The 17,881-nt window shown below is 68.0% G+C and carries 16 protein-coding genes; 10 read left to right on the forward strand and 6 right to left on the reverse strand.

Features of this window, described 5'->3' with window-relative positions; all coding sequences use genetic code 11:
- Positions 1-92 precede the first annotated feature (92 nt).
- The 7 genes from uvrC (at position 93) to tpiA (ending at position 8,424) form a co-directional block, all read left to right on the forward strand.
- Positions 93-2,078: an excinuclease ABC subunit UvrC gene (gene uvrC / locus NA12_RS18510; protein WP_067452421.1), complete on the forward strand. Its 1,986-nt coding sequence runs from the start codon at positions 93-95 to the stop codon at positions 2,076-2,078.
- A 120-nt stretch (positions 2,079-2,198) separates the two neighbouring features.
- Complete coding sequence (rapZ, locus tag NA12_RS18515) at positions 2,199-3,155, forward strand: RNase adapter RapZ (RefSeq protein WP_067452424.1); 957 nt, start codon at positions 2,199-2,201, stop codon at positions 3,153-3,155.
- On the forward strand, positions 3,152-4,216 hold the full coding sequence (locus tag NA12_RS18520) for a gluconeogenesis factor YvcK family protein (RefSeq protein ID WP_067452427.1): 1,065 nt from the start codon (positions 3,152-3,154) through the stop codon (positions 4,214-4,216). The genes rapZ and NA12_RS18520 overlap by 4 nt, the downstream gene beginning before the upstream one ends.
- Positions 4,207-5,190: a DNA-binding protein WhiA gene (gene whiA / locus NA12_RS18525; RefSeq protein WP_056810477.1), complete on the forward strand. Its 984-nt coding sequence runs from the start codon at positions 4,207-4,209 to the stop codon at positions 5,188-5,190. The genes NA12_RS18520 and whiA overlap by 10 nt, the downstream gene beginning before the upstream one ends.
- Positions 5,191-5,395: 205 nt before the next feature.
- Positions 5,396-6,412, forward strand: a complete 1,017-nt coding sequence (gap, locus tag NA12_RS18530) for a type I glyceraldehyde-3-phosphate dehydrogenase (protein ID WP_067452430.1) — start codon at positions 5,396-5,398, stop codon at positions 6,410-6,412.
- Between the two features lie 5 nt (positions 6,413-6,417).
- A complete protein-coding gene (locus NA12_RS18535) occupies positions 6,418-7,632 on the forward strand; it encodes a phosphoglycerate kinase (RefSeq protein ID WP_067452433.1) in 1,215 nt (404 codons plus the stop codon).
- A gap of 3 nt (positions 7,633-7,635) precedes the next feature.
- Positions 7,636-8,424 carry a triose-phosphate isomerase gene (tpiA, locus tag NA12_RS18540; RefSeq protein ID WP_067452436.1) on the forward strand — a complete coding sequence of 263 codons (789 nt, stop codon included), beginning with the start codon at positions 7,636-7,638 and terminating at the stop codon, positions 8,422-8,424.
- Positions 8,425-8,497: 73 nt separating this feature from the next.
- Here the strand turns inward: tpiA and NA12_RS18545 are convergent, their stop codons facing one another.
- Together NA12_RS18545 and NA12_RS18550 are read right to left on the reverse strand one after the other, a co-directional pair.
- Complete coding sequence (locus NA12_RS18545; RefSeq protein ID WP_067452439.1) at positions 8,498-9,283, reverse strand: META domain-containing protein; 786 nt, start codon at positions 9,281-9,283, stop codon at positions 8,498-8,500.
- A gap of 70 nt (positions 9,284-9,353) precedes the next feature.
- Positions 9,354-9,863, reverse strand: a complete 510-nt coding sequence (locus tag NA12_RS18550; protein ID WP_067452442.1) for an MmpS family transport accessory protein — start codon at positions 9,861-9,863, stop codon at positions 9,354-9,356.
- 225 nt (positions 9,864-10,088) lie between these two features.
- Between NA12_RS18550 and NA12_RS18555 the strand changes: the two genes are divergently transcribed.
- Together NA12_RS18555 and secG are read left to right on the forward strand one after the other, a co-directional pair.
- On the forward strand, positions 10,089-11,684 hold the full coding sequence (locus NA12_RS18555; RefSeq protein ID WP_067452445.1) for an MFS transporter: 1,596 nt from the start codon (positions 10,089-10,091) through the stop codon (positions 11,682-11,684).
- A gap of 34 nt (positions 11,685-11,718) precedes the next feature.
- Positions 11,719-11,952: a preprotein translocase subunit SecG gene (gene secG / locus NA12_RS18560; protein WP_067452533.1), complete on the forward strand. Its 234-nt coding sequence runs from the start codon at positions 11,719-11,721 to the stop codon at positions 11,950-11,952.
- On the opposite strand, the gene NA12_RS18565 is transcribed toward secG, so the two are convergent.
- Positions 11,939-14,155 carry a thiamine pyrophosphate-dependent enzyme gene (locus NA12_RS18565; protein ID WP_132370101.1) on the reverse strand — a complete coding sequence of 739 codons (2,217 nt, stop codon included), beginning with the start codon at positions 14,153-14,155 and terminating at the stop codon, positions 11,939-11,941. The genes secG and NA12_RS18565 overlap by 14 nt on opposite strands.
- Before the next feature lie 480 nt (positions 14,156-14,635).
- Here NA12_RS18565 and NA12_RS18570 point away from each other — a divergent pair, with 480 nt between their 5' ends.
- Complete coding sequence (locus NA12_RS18570) at positions 14,636-15,124, forward strand: hypothetical protein (RefSeq protein WP_067452448.1); 489 nt, start codon at positions 14,636-14,638, stop codon at positions 15,122-15,124.
- 212 nt (positions 15,125-15,336) lie between these two features.
- On the opposite strand, the gene pgl is transcribed toward NA12_RS18570, so the two are convergent.
- From pgl to NA12_RS18585, 3 genes are all read right to left on the reverse strand, one after another.
- Positions 15,337-16,122, reverse strand: a complete 786-nt coding sequence (gene pgl, locus NA12_RS18575) for a 6-phosphogluconolactonase (protein WP_067452450.1) — start codon at positions 16,120-16,122, stop codon at positions 15,337-15,339.
- Positions 16,115-17,023 (reverse strand): glucose-6-phosphate dehydrogenase assembly protein OpcA, encoded by a 909-nt coding sequence (gene opcA / locus NA12_RS18580; RefSeq protein WP_174551105.1) that lies wholly within the window; start codon positions 17,021-17,023, stop codon positions 16,115-16,117. Before opcA ends, pgl begins: the two co-directional genes overlap by 8 nt.
- Positions 17,020-17,881, reverse strand: an 862-nt coding sequence (locus NA12_RS18585) for a glucose-6-phosphate dehydrogenase (RefSeq protein ID WP_169810416.1), incomplete at its 5' end; no start/stop codon positions are given. The genes NA12_RS18585 and opcA, both read right to left, overlap by 4 nt.

Consider the following 17,881-nt stretch of genomic DNA (forward strand, 5'->3'; position numbering starts at 1 on the left):
GCATCCGAGGCCCCACGCTACACAGGCACGCACTCGGCACCGGCGGCCGTCGTCGCCGCGGGCCTGTCGGAGCCCCTCGCTAGGCTGGATGGGTGGCAGATCCCGCGACGTACCGGCCGGCGCCGGGCACGATTCCCGTCGAACCCGGTGTGTACAAGTTCCGGGACGTGCACGGGCGGGTCATCTATGTGGGCAAGGCGAAGAGCCTGCGGAGCCGGTTGAATTCCTATTTCGCCGACGTGTACTCGTTGCATCCGCGGACCAAGCAGATGGTCACCACGGCGTCCGCCGTGGAGTGGACGGTGGTGTCCACCGAGGTGGAGGCACTGCAGCTCGAGTACAACTGGATCAAGGAATTCGATCCGCGATTCAATGTGCGATACCGCGACGACAAGACCTACCCGGTACTCGCGGTGACCCTCGACGAGGAGTATCCGCGCCTGTTCGTCTACCGGGGCGCCCGCAAGAAGGGCGTGCGTTACTTCGGTCCGTACGCGCACGCCTGGGCGATCCGCGAGACCCTTGACCTGTTGCTGCGGGTATTCCCCGCGCGAACCTGCTCCAACGGAGTCTTCAAGCGGCACAGTCAGATCGGGCGCCCGTGCCTGCTCGGGTACATCGACAAGTGCTCCGCGCCGTGTGTGGGCCGGGTCAGCGTCGACGAGCACCGTCAGATCGTCGAGGATTTCTGCGACTTCCTGTCCGGCAAGACCGACAAGATGGTGCGCGCGCTCGAACGCCGCATGCACGAGGCCGCCGAAGACCTCGACTTCGAGAACGCCGCCCGCCTGCGCGACGACGTGGCGGCACTGCGCCGCGCCCTCGAGAAGCAGGCCGTGGTGCTCGGCACCGGCACCGACGCCGATGTGATCGCCTTCGCCACCGACGAACTCGAAGCCGCCGTCCAGATCTTCCACGTCCGCGACGGACGCGTCCGGGGCCAGCGCGGCTGGGTCGTCGACAAATCCGGTGACGCGCTCGACGTCGCGGAATCGAAAACCGAGATGGCCGCCCTGGTCGAACAGTTCCTCACCCAGTTCTACGGCGAGCAGGCCGCGCTGGCGGACCAGAACGGTGACGTCGCCATCGTGGTTCCCCGGGAGGTGCTGGTTCCCGAACTGCCCGCCGACGCCGAGGAGATCGGGCAGTGGCTCAGCACGATGCGCGGCTCGGCGGTCTCGCTGCGCATCCCGCAGCGCGGCGACAAGAAGGCGCTGGCCGAGACGGTGCAGCGCAACGCCGCCGAGGCGCTCGCTCAGCACAAGCTCCGCCGCGCCGGTGACCTCACCTCGAGATCACAAGCGCTGCAAGACATTCAGGACGCACTCGAACTCGACAGCGCCCCGCTGCGGATCGAATGCGTCGATATCAGCCATGTCCAGGGCACCGACGTCGTCGCCTCGCTGGTGGTCTTCGAAGACGGCCTTGCCCGCAAGTCCGACTACCGCCACTACGCGATCAAGGAAGCCGCGGGCGACGGCCGCTCCGACGACGTCGGCAGCATCGCCGAGGTGACCCGCCGTCGCTTCGCCCGGCTGGCGCGCGATCGTGAACAAGCCGTCGAGATCGAACCCGACGAGGTCGACGAACCCGCGTCACGTCCCGGCATCGATCCGACCACCGGCCGTCCGCGCCGCTTCGCCTACCCGCCCAACCTCTACGTCGTCGACGGCGGCGCACCCCAGGTCGCGGCCGCCGCCGAGGTCCTCGACGAACTCGGCATCACCGATGTCGCGGTGATCGGCCTCGCCAAGCGTCTCGAAGAGGTGTGGGTGCCCGGCGAAGCCGACCCGGTGATCATGCCGCGCAACAGCGAAGCGCTGTTCCTGCTGCAACGCGTGCGTGACGAGGCCCACCGTTTCGCCATCACCTTCCATCGCAGCAAACGCTCGCGCCGGATGACGGCATCGGCGCTGGACTCGGTGCCGGGCCTCGGCGAGACGAGGCGGACCGCCCTGGTCACCCACTTCGGGTCGGTCGCCAGGATCAAGGACGCGACCATCGACGAAATCACCTCGGTGCCCGGAATCGGGGTCTCGACGGCGAAAGCGGTGCTCGCGGCACTCAACAGTCCGTAACCGCCGAGGGCCGGTATCGCAGGACGCGAGATTGTGTGTGCCGTACGTTGTGTGTCTGCGCCCGATACCCGAACCGGTGCGGGATGATCGAAAGGCACCCAGAAACGGATCCGGTAGGACATGACACGCGTCGAATCGAATAACAATGCGGGGGCGGCACCCGGGCAATCCGGGGCAGTCACCGACACACAGCAACCAGTAGAAGTGGTCATCGTGACCGGCTTGTCCGGCGCGGGCCGCGGCACTGCCGCGCGCGTGCTGGAGGACCTGGGCTGGTACGTGACCGACAACCTACCGCCCGAGCTGATCGGGCGGATGATCGAACTCGGCGCCGCCGCCGACCCGCCGATCCGGCGACTCGCGCTGGTCATGGACGTGCGCAGCCGGTTCTTCACCGGCGAGCTCTCCGGGGTCACCGAGCAGTTGCGCGGCGCGGGCATCCGCACCAGAGTGCTGTTCCTCGAGGCCTCCGACGACGTGCTGATCCGGCGGTTCGGGTTCGCCCGCCGCCGTCATCCGCTGCAGAGTGACAGCCCCGACGGGACGCTCTCGGCCGGTCTGACCGCCGAACGAGCCAGGCTGGCCCCGGTGAAGGGGGCCGCCGACCTCGTGATCGACACCACCGAGCTCTCGATCCACCAGTTGCACCGCAAGTTGGAGGAGGCATACGGCGCGGGCGCGCCAGCCGCACTGCAACTGACCGTGCAGTCGTTCGGCTTCAAGTACGGTGTTCCCCTCGACGCCGACATGGTGTTGGACGTGCGATTCCTGCCCAACCCGCATTGGATTCCGGAACTGCGGGAACACACCGGGCAGGAGTCGGTGGTCAGCGACTACGTGCTGTCGAGGCCGGGTGCGCGGGACTACCTGCAGACCGGCAAACACCTGGTCGACCTGACGACGACCGGATACCGCCAAGAGGGGAAGCGATACATGACCGTGGCAGTCGGGTGCACCGGCGGCAAACATCGCAGCGTCGCTATCGCCGAGGCACTGGGTGAGCGCATCGGCGCCGATACCGGGCACGTGGCGGTGGATGTCGTGCGCGTCGTCCACCGGGATCTGGGGCGCGAATGAGTGGAATCGACGCCGACCCAGCCGTCGTCGCGCTGGGCGGCGGCCACGGGCTGTACGCGACCTTGACGGCGGTGCGCAGGCTGACGAAGCGGATCACCGCCGTCGTCACCGTCGCCGACGACGGCGGATCCTCCGGCAGGCTGCGCGCCGAGCTGGGCATGCTCCCACCGGGTGATCTGCGAATGGCACTGGCGGCGCTGTCCGACGACGCCGACAGTGTGTGGACCACGACGGTCCAGCATCGCTTCGGCGGCACGGGCGCGCTCGCCGGGCATTCGGTGGGCAATCTGATCCTGGCCGGACTCACCGACATCCTCGGTGATCCGGTGGCCGCGCTCGACGAGGTGGGCAGACTGCTGCGGATCACCGGTCGGGTGGTGCCGATGTCACCGATTCCGCTCGACATCGAGGCCGAAGTCTCGGGCCTGGAGTCGGATCCGCGGATCGGTCGGCGCGTGCGCGGCCAGGTTGCGGTGGCGACCACGCCGGGTAAGGTCCGGCGGGTGCGGCTGATTCCGTCCGATCCGCCTGCCAGTCCCGAGGCGACCTCGGCGATCGATGCCGCCGATGTCGTTGTGCTCGGACCTGGTTCGTGGTTCACCAGCGTCATTCCGCATGTCCTGGTGCCGCGTCTGCACGAGGCGCTGGTCGGTACGCGGGCGCGCAAAGTGCTCGTGCTGAATCTGGCGGCGGAGCCCGGCGAGACGGCCGGCTTTTCCGCGGAGCGTCATCTGCATGTATTGTCCCAGCACGCACCGGATTTCGCGGTCGACGAGGTACTCGTCGACTCGGCGTCGGTGCCCGAGGGGCGGCAACGGGAACATGTGGCAAGAGCTGCCGAACAGTTGCGCGCACGGGTAACGTTCTGCGATGTGGCCGAGCCGGGAACGGATCGGCATCATCCCGGAAAACTCGCCGCCGCACTGGATCAGCTGATCCGGTCGCCGCGGTCGCAACTGACTGGGCTTCGATTCGAGAGACGGCACGGTGCCTCCGATGTGCACAGTGTTCCAGATGAGCGTTCGGGGTCGGTGGGAAAGGAGCGCGTCTCGTGGCGATGACAGCCGAGGTGAAGGACGAGCTGAGCAGGCTCGTGGTGTCGCAGGTCAGCTCGCGCAAAGCGGAACTGTCGGCGTTGCTGCGGTTTGCGGGCGGTCTGCACATCGTTGGGGGCAGGGTGATCGTGGAAGCCGAGGTGGACATGGGTTCCATCGCCCGGCGACTGCGCAGAGAGATTTTCGAGCTGTACGGATACGGCTCCGACGTGCATGTGCTCGGTGCCGGCGGGTTGCGTAAGACCTCCCGCTACGTCGTGCGGGTGTCGAAGGAGGGCGAGGCGCTGGCGCGCCAGACCGGACTGCTCGATGTGCGCGGCCGCCCCGTGCGCGGGCTGCCCGCGCAGGTGGTCGGCGGCAGCATCGGGGACGCCGAAGCGGCATGGCGCGGTGCGTTTCTCGCGCACGGCTCGCTCACCGAGCCCGGTCGTTCCTCCGCGCTCGAGGTGAGCTGCCCCGGTCCGGAGGCGGCATTGGCGCTGGTCGGCGCGGCGCGCAGGCTCGGCATCACCGCGAAGGCGCGCGAGGTGCGCGGCACGGATCGGGTGGTGGTTCGCGACGGTGAGGCGATCGGCGCACTGCTCACCCGGATGGGCGCGCAGGACACGAGGCTCACCTGGGAAGAACGGCGGATGCGTCGTGAGGTGCGGGCCACCGCCAACCGGCTCGCCAACTTCGACGACGCGAACCTGCGTCGATCGGCGCGCGCGGCCGTCGCTGCGGCGGCCAGGGTGGAGCGGGCACTCGAGATCCTCGCCGACGATGTACCCGAGCATCTCGCCGCGGCGGGCAGGCTGCGGGTACAGCATCGGCAGGCATCGCTGGAGGAACTCGGTCAGCTGGCCGAACCGCCGATGACCAAAGACGCTGTCGCGGGCCGGATCCGGCGATTGCTGTCGATGGCCGATCGGCGCGCCAAGGACCTCGGCATCCCCGATACCGAGTCGGCGGTCACGGCGGAACTGCTCGACGACGCCTGAGGCGCAACCCGCACGCCGAAGATGTGGCGAATCCGACGATTAGGGCAGAGCGGTCCGAGATGACCGCTCTGCCCTTTATTCTATGGGCTCCACAGGCCTGAGGCCGGGGAGCTCACAACTCACAGGTGGCTGTTGTGAAGGCTGGCGCGGCTACTACTGTGGGTACCGTCGGAATGAATCCGCTTGAAAGCTGAGGAGCGATAACGTGACTGTCCGGGTAGGTATCAACGGCTTCGGTCGTATCGGACGTAATTTCTTCCGTGCGGTGGAGGCGCTGAAGGCCGTCGGCGAGACCGATATCGAGATCGTCGCGGTCAACGACCTCACCGACATCAGCACCCTCGCCACCCTGCTCAAGTACGACTCGATCCTGGGTCGGCTGCCGCAGGACGTCTCGGTCGAGGGCGACACCATCGTGGTCGGCGAGCAGCGCATCAAGGCGCTCGCGATCAAGGAAGGCCCCTCGGCGCTGCCGTGGGCCGACCTGAACGTCGACGTGGTCGTCGAGTCGACCGGCATCTTCACCGCCGCCGAGAAGGCCAAGGGGCACCTGTCCGCCGGTGCCAAGAAGGTCATCATCTCCGCGCCCGCCACCGGCGACGACATCACCATCGTGATGGGCGTCAACGACGACAAGTACGACGGCAGCCAGAACATCATCTCCAACGCGTCGTGCACCACGAACTGCCTCGGCCCGATCGCCAAGGTGCTCAACGACTCGTTCGGCATCGTGAACGGTCTGATGACCACCATTCACGCCTACACCCAGGACCAGAACCTGCAGGACGCGCCGCACAAGGACCTGCGTCGCGCCCGCGCCGCGGCCCTGAACATCGTGCCCACCGGCACCGGTGCCGCCAAGGCCATCGGCCTGGTGCTGCCCGAACTGCAGGGCAAGCTCGACGGCTACGCGCTGCGCGTTCCGGTCCCGACGGGCTCGGTCACCGACCTCACCGCCACCCTGGCGAAGCCGGCCACCATCGAGGAGATCAACGCCGCGATGAAGGCCGCCGCCGAGGGCCCGATGAAGGGCATCCTCAAGTACAACGAGGACCCGATCGTGTCCAGTGACATCGTCACCGACCCGCACTCGTCGATCTACGACGCACCGCTGACCAAGGTCATCGACAACCAGGTCAAGGTCGTCTCCTGGTACGACAACGAGTGGGGCTACTCGAACCGCCTGGCCAACCTGGTCGATCTCGTCGGCAAGTCGCTCTGACCGCGATGACAGTTCAGACACTGCAGGATCTGCTGACCGAGGGCGTCGAGGGCCGGGGCGTGCTCGTGCGCTCCGACCTCAACGTTCCCCTCGACGACAACGGCCGGATCACCGACCCGGGCCGCATCATCGCCTCGGTGCCCACCATCGCGGCACTGGTCGAGGCCGGTGCCAAGGTGGTCGTGATGGCGCACCTGGGCCGCCCCAAGGGCGAGCCCGACGCGAAGTTCTCCCTCGCCCCCGTGGCGGCGAAGCTGGCCGAGCTGCTGGGCCGCAATGTGCAGCTGGCCGGTGACGTGGTGGGCTACGACGCGCTCTCGCGCTCGGAGGGCCTCACCGACGGCGACGTGTTGCTGCTGGAGAACGTGCGCTTCGATCCGCGCGAGACCAGCAAGGACGATTCGGACCGGGCCAAACTGGCCGCGGCGTTCGTCGAGCTGGTCGGTGACGACGGTGCGTTCGTCTCCGACGGGTTCGGCGTGGTGCACCGCAAGCAGGCGTCGGTCTACGACGTGGCCCAGCAGCTCCCGCATTACGCGGGCACGCTGGTCGCGGCCGAGGTCGAGGTGCTGGCGAAGCTCACCCAGGACCCGGCCCGCCCGTACGCGGTGGTGCTCGGTGGCTCCAAGGTCTCCGACAAGCTCGCGGTGATCGAGGCGCTGGCCCCCAAGGTCGACACCCTGGTGATCGGTGGCGGCATGTGTTTCACCTTCCTTGCCGCGCAAGGACTTCCGGTCGGTGGCTCGCTGCTGCAGGCCGAGATGATCGACACCTGCAAGGACCTGCTCGACCGCTTCGGCGACGTGCTGCACCTGCCGGTCGACATCGTGGTGGCCGACAAGTTCGCGGCCGACGCCGAGACGAGGACCGTCGCGTCGACCGAGATCCCCGACGGCTGGCTCGGCCTCGACATCGGTCCCGAGTCGGTGTCGCGGTTCGCCGCGCTGCTGACCGAGGCCGAGACGGTGTTCTGGAACGGCCCGATGGGCGTGTTCGAGTTCGAGAAGTTCGCCGCGGGTACCCGTGGCGTCGCCGAAGCCATCGTGACCGCCACCTCCAAGGGCGCGTTCACGGTCGTCGGCGGCGGCGACTCGGCTGCCGCCGTGCGTGCGCTCGGCCTGCCCGATGACGGCTTCTCGCACATCTCCACCGGTGGCGGTGCTTCCCTGGAATATCTGGAAGGCAAAGAGCTGCCCGGTATTTCGGTGCTGGAGGGCTGAACGATGGCAGCACGTAAACCGCTCATCGCGGGCAACTGGAAGATGAACCTCAATCACCTCGAGGCCATCGCGCTGGTGCAGAAGGTGGCCTTCGCGCTGCCCGAGAAGTACTTCGCGAAGGTCGACGTGACGGTGATCGCGCCGTTCACCGATCTGCGCAGTGTGCAGTCGATCGTCGACGGCGACAAGCTCCTGATCACCTACGGTGCCCAGGATGTCTCCGCGCACGACGCAGGCGCCTACACCGGTGAGATCAGCGGGTCCATGCTGGCGAAACTGGGCTGCACCTTCGTGGTAGTCGGGCACTCGGAGCGTCGTCAGTACCACCTCGAGGACGACGCGACCGTGCTGGCCAAGACCAAGCAGGCGCTGAAGAACGAGATCACCCCGATCGTCTGCATCGGCGAGGGTCTGGGCGTCCGCGAGGCGGGCACGCACGTCGAGTACAACCTCGAGCAGTTGCGTGGTTCGCTCAAAGGTCTGACGGCGGAACAGATTTCGCAGGTCGTCATCGCCTACGAGCCGGTCTGGGCCATCGGTACCGGCAAGGTCGCCTCGGCGGCCGACGCCCAGGAAGTCTGCGGCGCGATCCGCGGTGAGCTGGAGAAACTGGCTTCCCCGGAGGTCGCCGCCGGTGTGCGCGTGCTCTACGGCGGCTCGGTGAACGCCAAGAACATCGGCGAGCTGATCCGGCAGACCGATATCGACGGCGCGCTGGTCGGTGGTGCTTCGCTCAAGGGTGACGAGTTCGCCACCCTCTCGGCGATCGCCGCGGGCGGTCCGCTGCCCTGATCGCCGCACTCGACGCCGAAGGGCCGGAAACCACCAGGTTTTCCGGCCCTTCGCTCGTCCGGAGCGGGCGCCGCTACTGCGCGCGCAGGACGAGGCCGTAGCCGTTGTCGTTGCGCAGGGTGAGGGTGTCGGCGTCGATGGTGGCGGTGGTTCGGCCGTCCAGCGCGCGCAGCACGTTCTGCTCGACCTCCATCACCTCCGGCGCGCACATCATCCTGGTGGTGGCGACGGCGAAGTTCACCGCGTCGCCGGGGCCGACGCCCGCGGTTCCGGTGATCCGGTTGCAGCCCGCCGAGCCGTTGACGGTACCGCCGTCACCGATGACGAGATTCGGCCTCACCTCGTCGAGCGTGGTCGAGCGGATCTGCGCGTCGGGGGTGAGCATGGTGGTGACCACCCACGCGGTGCCGGTCAGTGGCTTGTCGGGGGTCACGATCTTCTTGTCGGTGAGATGGATGGTGACGGTCTTGCCCGTCAACGTCAGTCGATCACCGTCGAGGCGCCAGGTGGGGTCGGACTCCAGGAAGTTGCTCTGCCAGGCGTCGGAGCGGCCGCGATCGCCGGGACACGCCATCAGGGTGCCCGCCAGCGGCGAAGTGTGCAGGATGTGGTTGCTCAGGTCGACGGTGCCGCCCGCGGAGTTGCAGCCGGAATTCGCCGAGATCCGGCCGTCGGTGAAGCGCAGCGTCATCGGGCCACCGCCGGGGATCTTGTCACCGACGACCTCGGTGGAGATATAGGTATGGCCCATCGGCGAGGCAGTCTCGTCCGCCGGTTCGTTCTCGGTCGATCCGCACCCGGTCGCCGCCAGACCGACCAGGGCGAGCAGAGCGGCCAGGGGGCGAGGTGATATCCGCATGGAGCCGATGGTACGGACTGCCCCGAATACCGCTCGGCGGTATTCGGGGCGGGTCGCGATCCGGCGGGACCTAGCCCGCGTCGCCGGTGCAGCTGGCGGTGGCGAGCTGACCGGTGGCCTCATCCTGCGCGATCACCTTGCCGCCGACGGTGATCTTGCAGGAGACCGTGCCGCCGTCGATGCCCGACATCACGCTCAGTGACACGAATTTCACCAGCCCCGTGACCGCCACATCCTTGGACCACGGCAACGCGACATCGGACTCGGTGACCACGTCCATGCTGCCGTCGGTGTGGATGACGGTGCCGGTCCCGGTTCCACCGGCCTGGTAGGAGACGGTGACCTCCCGGCTCACCTCGTTCTCGATCTCATTGGCGACGGTGCCGACGAGCGCGACACAGCCGCCGACGACCAGCAGCAGGACCACCAGCACCCCACCGAGTACCCACGGCCACACCTTCTTCTTGCGAGGCGGCGGCGGGTAACCGCCCTGGGGCGGGTAGCCACCGGCGGGCTGCTGGCCGTAGGGCGGCGGTTGCTGGCCGTAAGGCTGCTGTGGGTAGCCGGGTGGGACAGTCATACGTTTTCCTCCGTGTCGTACAGGGCCCGCCGAACGAAAACGCCGAGCACTGTACTGATCGCTCGACAGCGCGCGGAAGGTAACACCGCATCGAACATTCGTTCTTCTATTGTCTTGCACCACAGTGTTTCCGCAGGTGTCTCGGAGTCCGTCGGTGCCGGCGGCGCGGTGTCCGGGCAGGAGTGTGGGCCGGGGATCGTCGGTCGCCGGGGATATGCTCGACCGGTGGGTACAGTGGCGGCGGCGCGGATCTCGACCTGGGCGCCGTTGCGTTCACCGATCTTCCGGGCGCTGTGGATCGCCCAGCTCGTGTCGAATCTGGGCACGTGGATGCAGACGGTCGGCGCGCAGTGGATCCTCGTGGATCAGCCGAATGCCGCAGCGCTGGTGTCGTTCGTGCAGACCGCGCTCGCCCTGCCGGTGATGTTGCTGTCGATCCCGTCCGGGGTGCTGGCCGATCTGGTCGACAGGCGCAGGCTGCTGATCGGCGCGCAGACCGGTATGGCACTGGCCTCGCTGACGCTCACCGTCTTCACCGCCACCGGCCACACCACGCCCGCGGTGCTGCTCAGCCTGCTGTTCCTGCTCGGCTGTGGGCAGGCGCTCACCGCACCCGCCTGGCAGGCGGTGCAGCCCGAGCTGGTGCCGCGCGAGGAGATCACCTCGGCGGCGGCGCTGGGCAGTATGAGCGTCAATATCGGGCGCGCCGTCGGGCCCGCGGTGGCGGGCGTGATCGTCTCGATCGCCGGGCCGACCGTGGTGTTCGGATTCAATACGGTGTCGTTCGTCGGCATCGTCGCGGTGCTGGTGGTGTCGAAGTGGCCGACGCGAATGAGTCCGCTGCCCAGCGAGCGGCCGCTCGCGGCCTTGCAGGCGGGCACGCGATTCATTCGCGCCGCGCCCGCGATCAAGCGGGTACTGCTCCGCGCGATCCTGTTCATCGCCCCCGCCAGCGCGGTCTGGTCACTGCTTCCGGTGATCGCGCACGACCGACTCGGACTGTCGTCGTCGGGCTACGGGCTGCTGCTCGGCGCGCTCGGGATCGGCGCGGTGTGTGGCGCGATCGGATTGTCACGACTGCGGGTGCTGTTCACCCCCACCCAGCGACTCGCACTGGCGGCGGTCCTGTTCGGTCTCGGTGCGATCGCGACCGCGCTCGTCCACCAGGTGGTGCTGGTCCTCGTGCTGCTGGTGGGTGCCGGGTTGGCGTGGCTGCTGGCGATGTCGACGCTGAACTCGACCATGCAGTTGCTCCTGCCCGCCTGGGTCCGCGCCCGCGGGCTGTCGGTGTACATGCTGGTGTTCATGGGCGGGCAGGCGATCGGTTCCCTGCTCTGGGGTGTGGTCGCCGGCGCCTACGGCGCCGTGACGGCGCTGCTGATCGCGGCGGCGATGCTGGCTTGCTGTGCCGTGAGCACCCTGTGGTGGCCGATCCGGCACAACGTCGAGGAGATCGACCTGTCCCCGGCGGCGTTCTGGCCCGAGCCGCAACTCGTGGTCGAGCCCGACCCCGCGGATGGTCCCGTTCTGGTGATGCGCGGCTACGACGTGCCACCGGCCGACGTCGCCGTCTTCACCGACTCGATGGCGCTGGTCGGGCGATCGAGGCAGCGCACCGGCGCGATGGAGTGGCGGCTCTACCGCGATGTCGGCACCGTCGACCGCTTCGTCGAAGCCTTCGTCGTGCGCTCCTGGGCCGAGCACATGCACCAGCACCAGGTGCGCCTCACCGCCCGTGACCGGGAGATAGAGGAGACCGTCGCCGAGTACTCCGCGGGCCGCCAGACGGTCACCCACCTGGTCGCAGTCGAGCCTGGTTAGACCAGTCGGTCCCGCACCACCTAGGATGAACCTCATGTCGCTGTTCCTCGATATCCTCCTTGTGATCACCAGCTTGCTGTTGGTGCTGCTGGTGCTGCTGCACCGCGCCAAGGGTGGCGGCTTGTCCAGCCTCTTCGGTGGCGGCGTCCAGTCGAGCCTGTCCGGCTCCACCGTCGTCGAGAAGAACCTCGACCGCATCACCATCTTCGTCGGCCTCGTCTGGTTCATCGCGATCCTCGGCATCGGCCTCGAGATCAAGTTCGCCTGACGGGTCGGCTCGACGACACGATTCGCCGGGCGGCGGTGTCGATCGCTGATTCTCCGAGCAGAACTGTGTCCGCGGCCGGTCCCAGCGGGATGAAACTGTCCGCACTGGTGACGCGCGCGAGCGCGCCGCGGTAACCGGCGTCGACGAGTGCGGCGAAGACCGACTCGGAGACGCCTCCGCCGCGCCGGGTCTCGTCCGCGACCAGTACGCGTCCGGTGGCTTCGGCGTGATGGAGCAGGTCGACGGCCGGCAGGGGATTGAGCCATCGGAGATCGAGCACTCGCGTGTGGATTCCCTGGGCCGCAAGGCGATTCGCGGTGCGCAGACTCATCGGGACGCCGTTGCCGAAGGTGACGATGGTGAGGTCGGTGCCCTCGCCGTAGACGCGGGCCGCGCCGATCGGGATGTGGTCGGTGGTCGGGGCGGCCAGCCAGGCTTCGTCGCCCGGATGGAGGTCCTTCGTGTGGTACAGCGCGATCGGTTCGATGAACACGCACACTCGCCCGTCCACTCGGGCCGCCGACACACAGGTGCGCAGCATGGCCGCCGCGTCGTCGGCGCGCGCGGGCACCGCGACGATCACGCCGGGGATATCGCGCAGGGCCGCCAGGGAATCGTCATTGTGGAAGTGGCCGCCGAAGCCGCGTTGATAGGCGAGCCCGGCGATGCGAACCACCATCGGATTGCGGAACTGCCCGTTCGAGAAGAACTGGAGGGTGGCCGCTTCGCCGCGGATCTGATCGGCCGCGTTGTGAACGTAGGCCAGGTACTGGATCTCGGGGATCGGGACGAACCCGGCCAGTCCGGTACCGAGCGCGGTGCCGAGGACGGACTGTTCGTCGAGCAGGGTATCGAAGACACGACGTGCGCCGTAGCGCTTCCTGAGGCCCTTAGTGACGCCGTACACGCCGCCTTTGCGACCGACATCCTCGCCGAAGACCAGCACGTCGGGGTCGCGCGCGAGGAGTTCGCCGAGGGTGTGGTTGATCGCCTGCGCCAGCGTCATCCGAGGGGCCACCGTGGTCGGTGGCTCAGACGGTCGGGGCACGGCTGTGCGGGGTAATGCGCTTGCGGCGGACAATGATTCGCCGGCCGTTTCCGAGGGCAGGGCAGGGGTCGCCGAACGGGTGACGTCGTCGCGGATCGCGTCGGGGTGCGTCGGCGCGAGCGGCGCGATCACGGCCTCGGCGGAATCGAGCCGAGCCTGGTGAACCACCTCGTCGGCGGTCTCGCGGACGCGGACACCGATGCGCTCGTAGCGCGCGAGCAGTTCGCCCGCGTCGGCGACACCCGCCGCGATCAGGTAGCGGGCGGTCCCGAGGAGCGGATCACGGGCTAGGTCAGCGGCGATATCGGCGCGACCACGGTAGGCGGATTCGACATCGGACCCGGCGTGTCCACCGAGCCGGACCGTACGCAGGTGCAGGAAAACCGGCACCCGCCAGGTGCGTGCCAGCTCCACCGCGTCTTCGGCGGCACCGAGAACGTCGGGCAGATCGCACCCGTCGGCGGCGAGGTAGGTGAGCCCCGGCCGCGGACCGTAGGCGCGCTCGATCCAGTCGGGTGCGGTGGGCACGCTGATACCGAGCCCGTTGTCCTCGCAGACGAACACCAGCGGCATCGGCACCCCCTGATGGGCGGCGTGCAGGGCGGCGTTGACGGCGCCGACCGCCGTCGAATGGTTGGCCGACGCGTCGCCGAAACTGCACACCACCACCGCATCAGCGGGCCACGGACACGAAATCCCTTGCTTCACCGCCCGATCCAAGGCGAAGGCCAGCCCCACGGCGCGCGGCAGATGCGAAGCGATGGTCGAGGTCTGCGGAATGATCGACGCCGCCGCACTCCCGAACACCTTGTGCCGCCCACCCGAAATCGGATCGGCCGCCGCCGCGACCACCCCCAACAGCACATCCCGAATCGGATCCGCCCCGTGAATCCGCCGGCACCGCTGCACGAAGAACGCCCCCGACCGATAGTGCAGCAAGGCCGGATCATCGACGCGCAGCGCGGCCGCCACCGCCGCGTTTCCCTCGTGTCCGGAAGACCCGATGCTGTAGAACCCCTGCCGCGCGGCCCCCAACCGCCGCGCCGCCAGATCGAGATGTCTGCTGGCAGACTGGGATTCGAACAGTTCCAGCCCGAACGCGGCATCGATGCTTTCGACGGCGTCGAGGGGATCGGCCGTGACGAGACCCGCCATCGTGGCCCGAAACGCCCCGTCCAGGTCAAGCGAATCCAGTGCCACCGCAACTCCTCGCCCGCAGTCGAGTCGACGTCCGAACCCGTCGGCATGCCAGGAATCCGATGCTAATACGGTGTCCCTCGGGATCCGGGGAGAACTCGATACCGGCCCCGAATCCCGGTCATCGAGCAGCCGGTGCCGATGCGTCAGGTGGGTCAGGGGAGTCGGTAGAGTCCGGTGTTCGACGTGGGATGGGGGAAGAGGGCTATGACAACGCCAGGTGGGCACGGGAGTTCGTGGGGATATCCGCAGCAGTCGGGGCCTTTCGGGGTGCCGCCGCAGCAGCCGCCGTATCCGCAGCAGCCATACGGGCAGCCGAATTTTCCGCCGCAGCAACCGCAATACCAGCAGCATCCTGCTGGATACGGTGCGCAGCAGGCGAATTATGCTGCGCCGCAGCAACCTCCGCCACCCGCTGGACCTCCGGAGAGCGCGGCGGTGCAGGCCTATCTGGCGGCGGTCGCGCACCAGATGGCTATGGGCGGGCTCCAGGTGAGCCGGAATTGGATCGGTCCGGTGCTGTCGTTGATCGGTGTCGGCGCGGTGATCAAGAGTTCGCTGAATCCGATCGAATTGGCCGTGTGTGTCGGTCACGCGGGCGAGATCTCGCCCGCCACGGTCGCCGGATTCACCCGGCAGGTGGACGAATTCGCCCGCTCGATTCGGCGCCCGAGCGCCTTCGCGGTGAAAGGCGGCGCCTGCGCTGTCGCCGCGCTGATATCCGATCGTGTGCACCCGGCCAGCTTCGGCGCGGTCACCAATAGGGCGATGAGCTACGGCACCGTCGTGGTCCCCGCCGTGATCGATCTCGGTAACCGGCAGATGATGATCGCCCAGAACACTCCGGTGCTGGGATTCGCCCTGTGGAGTACCGTGCGCGGCAAAGCCGGTATGTACCTTCCGGATCCACGCGCGGTCTTGGGCTGACGGTCCGCGAATCACGACCCGGCGATCTCGGGCAACGACACGTTTCCGACAGCGTGGCGGCGATCGCGGTTGTCGGGGTGGCCCCACGTCGACGGGTTGCGGCAGGTAGGTGCCGCAAATCCCGATATCCCGAAGCGACACAGTGCTTTCCGGAGTCTGATCGGGCACTCGAAGCCCGGGCCCGATCAATGGGCCCGGGCTTCGGCGGCGGCTTATTCCTCGTCGAGCAGTAGGCCTGTCGCCGCGGCCTCGTCGATGACCCAGGTGGTCGACTCGATGCCGACCGCGCCGGCCGAGGGGATGTCGTCGGGGGAAGCGCCGTTGACGGCGGCGGCCACCGCGGCGGCCTTGCCTTCGCCGCTGACCACCAGCATCACGTGGCGGGAGCGGTGGATCGCGGGCAGGGTCATGGTGACCCGCGTGGGCGGCGGCTTCGGGCAATTGTGTACGGCGACAACGTAATCCGTTGTCTCCTGCACCGCGGGGGAGTGCGGGAACAGGGAGTCGATGTGGCCTTCGGGACCCATGCCGAGGACCGTGAGGTCGAACTCGCCGCGTTCGTCGAGCTCGGTGTGCACGAGCTGGGCGTAGGCGGCCGCGGCTTCCTCGGGGGTGCTGTAGGGACCGTCGGAGGGGCCCATCGGGAAGACATGGGCCGGGTTCAGCGCGACGAAGTCCAGCAGCGCCTCGCGAGCCTGGAGTTCGTTGCGGTCCTTGTCGCCGGCGGGGACGAAACGCTCGTCGCCCCAGTAGACGTAGAGGGTGGACCAGTCGATATCGCCGGGAGCCCGGCGGACTCGCTCGAGCAGGCGGATGCCGTCGCTGCCGCCGGTGAGCGAGACCGACGCGTGGCCGCGCTCGGCCTGGGCGGTGACGATCACATCGACGAAACGCTCGGCGGCCGCGTCGGCGAGAAACTCGGCGTCGTCGTGGATCTCGATGGTGTTGGCGGGGAACTCGGCACCGAGGTCGTCGTGGCTGTCTACATGCTCACTCATAGGTCACCTTCTCGATTCCGGCGAGTGCCTCGGCGTAGATCTCGTCGGCGTCGAGCCGGCGCAGTTCTTCGGCGAGGCAATCGCGAGTTTCCCGGCGCGCCAGCGCGATCCGCTGGTCGGGTTCGCCGGTGCGGGTCAGCGTTGCCGTCCTTCCCAGTTGTGGGCGTTCGATGGCGATCGAATCGGTGGCGCGCTGGATTTCCACCTTCAATTCCCCGGTCTTGCGGATCACCGGGCAGTGCAGGCGGGAGGCCAGCCAACCGGCCAGGGTATCGAGCGCGGGTTCGGAAGCCAAGCCGGACACGGTCACCGAGGTGACCGGTTCGAACGGCGGCTCGTCCAGCGCCGCGGCCAGCAGCGCCCGCCAGTAGGTGATGCGGCTCCACGCCAGATCGGTATCGCCGGTGGCGTAGGAGAAGCGACGCTTCTTGATCGCGGCCTGCGGATCGGGAGCGTAGGTGGCATCGGTGATGCGGCGCTTGGCCAGCTTGCCCACCGAATCCATCGACGGGTACTCCGGCGCGCCACGCGGCCACCACGCCACCACCGGGGTGTCGGGCAGCAGAAACGGTGTCACGACGCTGCTTTCGTGATTCACCAGCGCACCCTGCAGGCGCAGCACGATCACCTCGGCGGCGCCCGCGTCACCGCCGACGCGGATCTGGGCGTCGAGACGGGTCTCGGCGTCGCGGTCGCCGCGGGCCAGCACGATGACCCGGCAGGGATGTTCGCGGCTGGCGTCGTTGGCGGCGTCGATCGCGTCCTCGGCGTCGGAGGAATCCAGCGTGCATACGACCAGGGTGAGCACCCGACCCTGGGTGATCACGCCGTTGGTCTCGCGCAACTGGACCATCCGCTTACCGACATCGACGGTGTTGGTGTCGGGCATGTCGACGATCACGGACGCCGCCATTCCCGCCCGCTGCGCGCGAGCATCTCATCGGCCGAGACCGGACCCCAGGTCCCGGCTTCGTAGGGTTCGGGTTTGCCGTCCGCGGCCCAGTGCGCCAGCACGGGATCGAGGATGCGCCAGGACAATTCGACCTCCGCGTTGACCGGGAACAGGGACGGCACACCGAGCAGGACGTCGAGGATGAGTCGCTCATAGGCCTCGGGGGAGGACTCGGTGAACGCCTCGCCGTAGCTGAAGTCCATGTTCACATCGCGTACTTCCATGCCGGAACCGGGGACCTTGGAGCCGAAGCGCAAGGTGATGCCCTCGTCCGGCTGCACCCGGATGACCAGGGCGTTCTGGCCGAGTTCCTCGGTCATCGTCTGGTCGAAGGGCAGGTGCGGCGCGCGTTTGAACACCACCGCGATCTCGGTCACCCTGCGGCCGAGGCGTTTTCCGGTGCGCAGATAGAACGGCACGCCCGCCCACCGCCGGTTCTCCACATGCAGGGTGATCGCGGCGTAGGTCTCGGTCCGCGACTGCGGATCGAAGCCCTCTTCCTGATGCAGGCCGACGACGTGCTCACTGCCCTGCCAGCCCTCGGTGTACTGCCCACGCGCGGTCGTCTCCTCCAGCGGCGCGACGAGTTTGGTGGCCGAGAGGGCCTTGATCTTCTCCGTGGTGAGCTGCATCGGCTCGAAGGAGGTCGGCTCCTCCATCGCGGTCAGCGCGAGCAACTGCAACAGGTGGTTCTGGATGACGTCACGCGCGGCGCCGATCCCGTCGTAATAGCCGGCGCGACCGCCCAATCCGATGTCCTCGGCCATGGTGATCTGCACGCTGTCGACATAGTTGGCGTTCCAGATC

Source organism: Nocardia alba NBRC 108234 (genome assembly GCF_001612665.1).
Classification (GTDB): domain Bacteria; phylum Actinomycetota; class Actinomycetes; order Mycobacteriales; family Mycobacteriaceae; genus Nocardia; species Nocardia alba.

Coding starts and splice junctions, on each gene's coding strand:
- NA12_RS18545 (WP_067452439.1), bottom strand. CDS start 9,283: ATGCGGATATCACCTCGCCCCCTGGCCGCTCTGCTCGCCCTGGTCGGT.
- NA12_RS18565 (WP_132370101.1), bottom strand. CDS start 14,155: ATGGCGGGTCTCGTCACGGCCGATCCCCTCGACGCCGTCGAAAGCATC.
- tpiA (WP_067452436.1), top strand. CDS start 7,636: ATGGCAGCACGTAAACCGCTCATCGCGGGCAACTGGAAGATGAACCTC.
- secG (WP_067452533.1), top strand. CDS start 11,719: ATGTCGCTGTTCCTCGATATCCTCCTTGTGATCACCAGCTTGCTGTTG.
- NA12_RS18535 (WP_067452433.1), top strand. CDS start 6,418: ATGACAGTTCAGACACTGCAGGATCTGCTGACCGAGGGCGTCGAGGGC.
- NA12_RS18550 (WP_067452442.1), bottom strand. CDS start 9,863: ATGACTGTCCCACCCGGCTACCCACAGCAGCCTTACGGCCAGCAACCG.
- rapZ (WP_067452424.1), top strand. CDS start 2,199: ATGACACGCGTCGAATCGAATAACAATGCGGGGGCGGCACCCGGGCAA.
- NA12_RS18520 (WP_067452427.1), top strand. CDS start 3,152: ATGAGTGGAATCGACGCCGACCCAGCCGTCGTCGCGCTGGGCGGCGGC.
- pgl (WP_067452450.1), bottom strand. CDS start 16,122: ATGAGTGAGCATGTAGACAGCCACGACGACCTCGGTGCCGAGTTCCCC.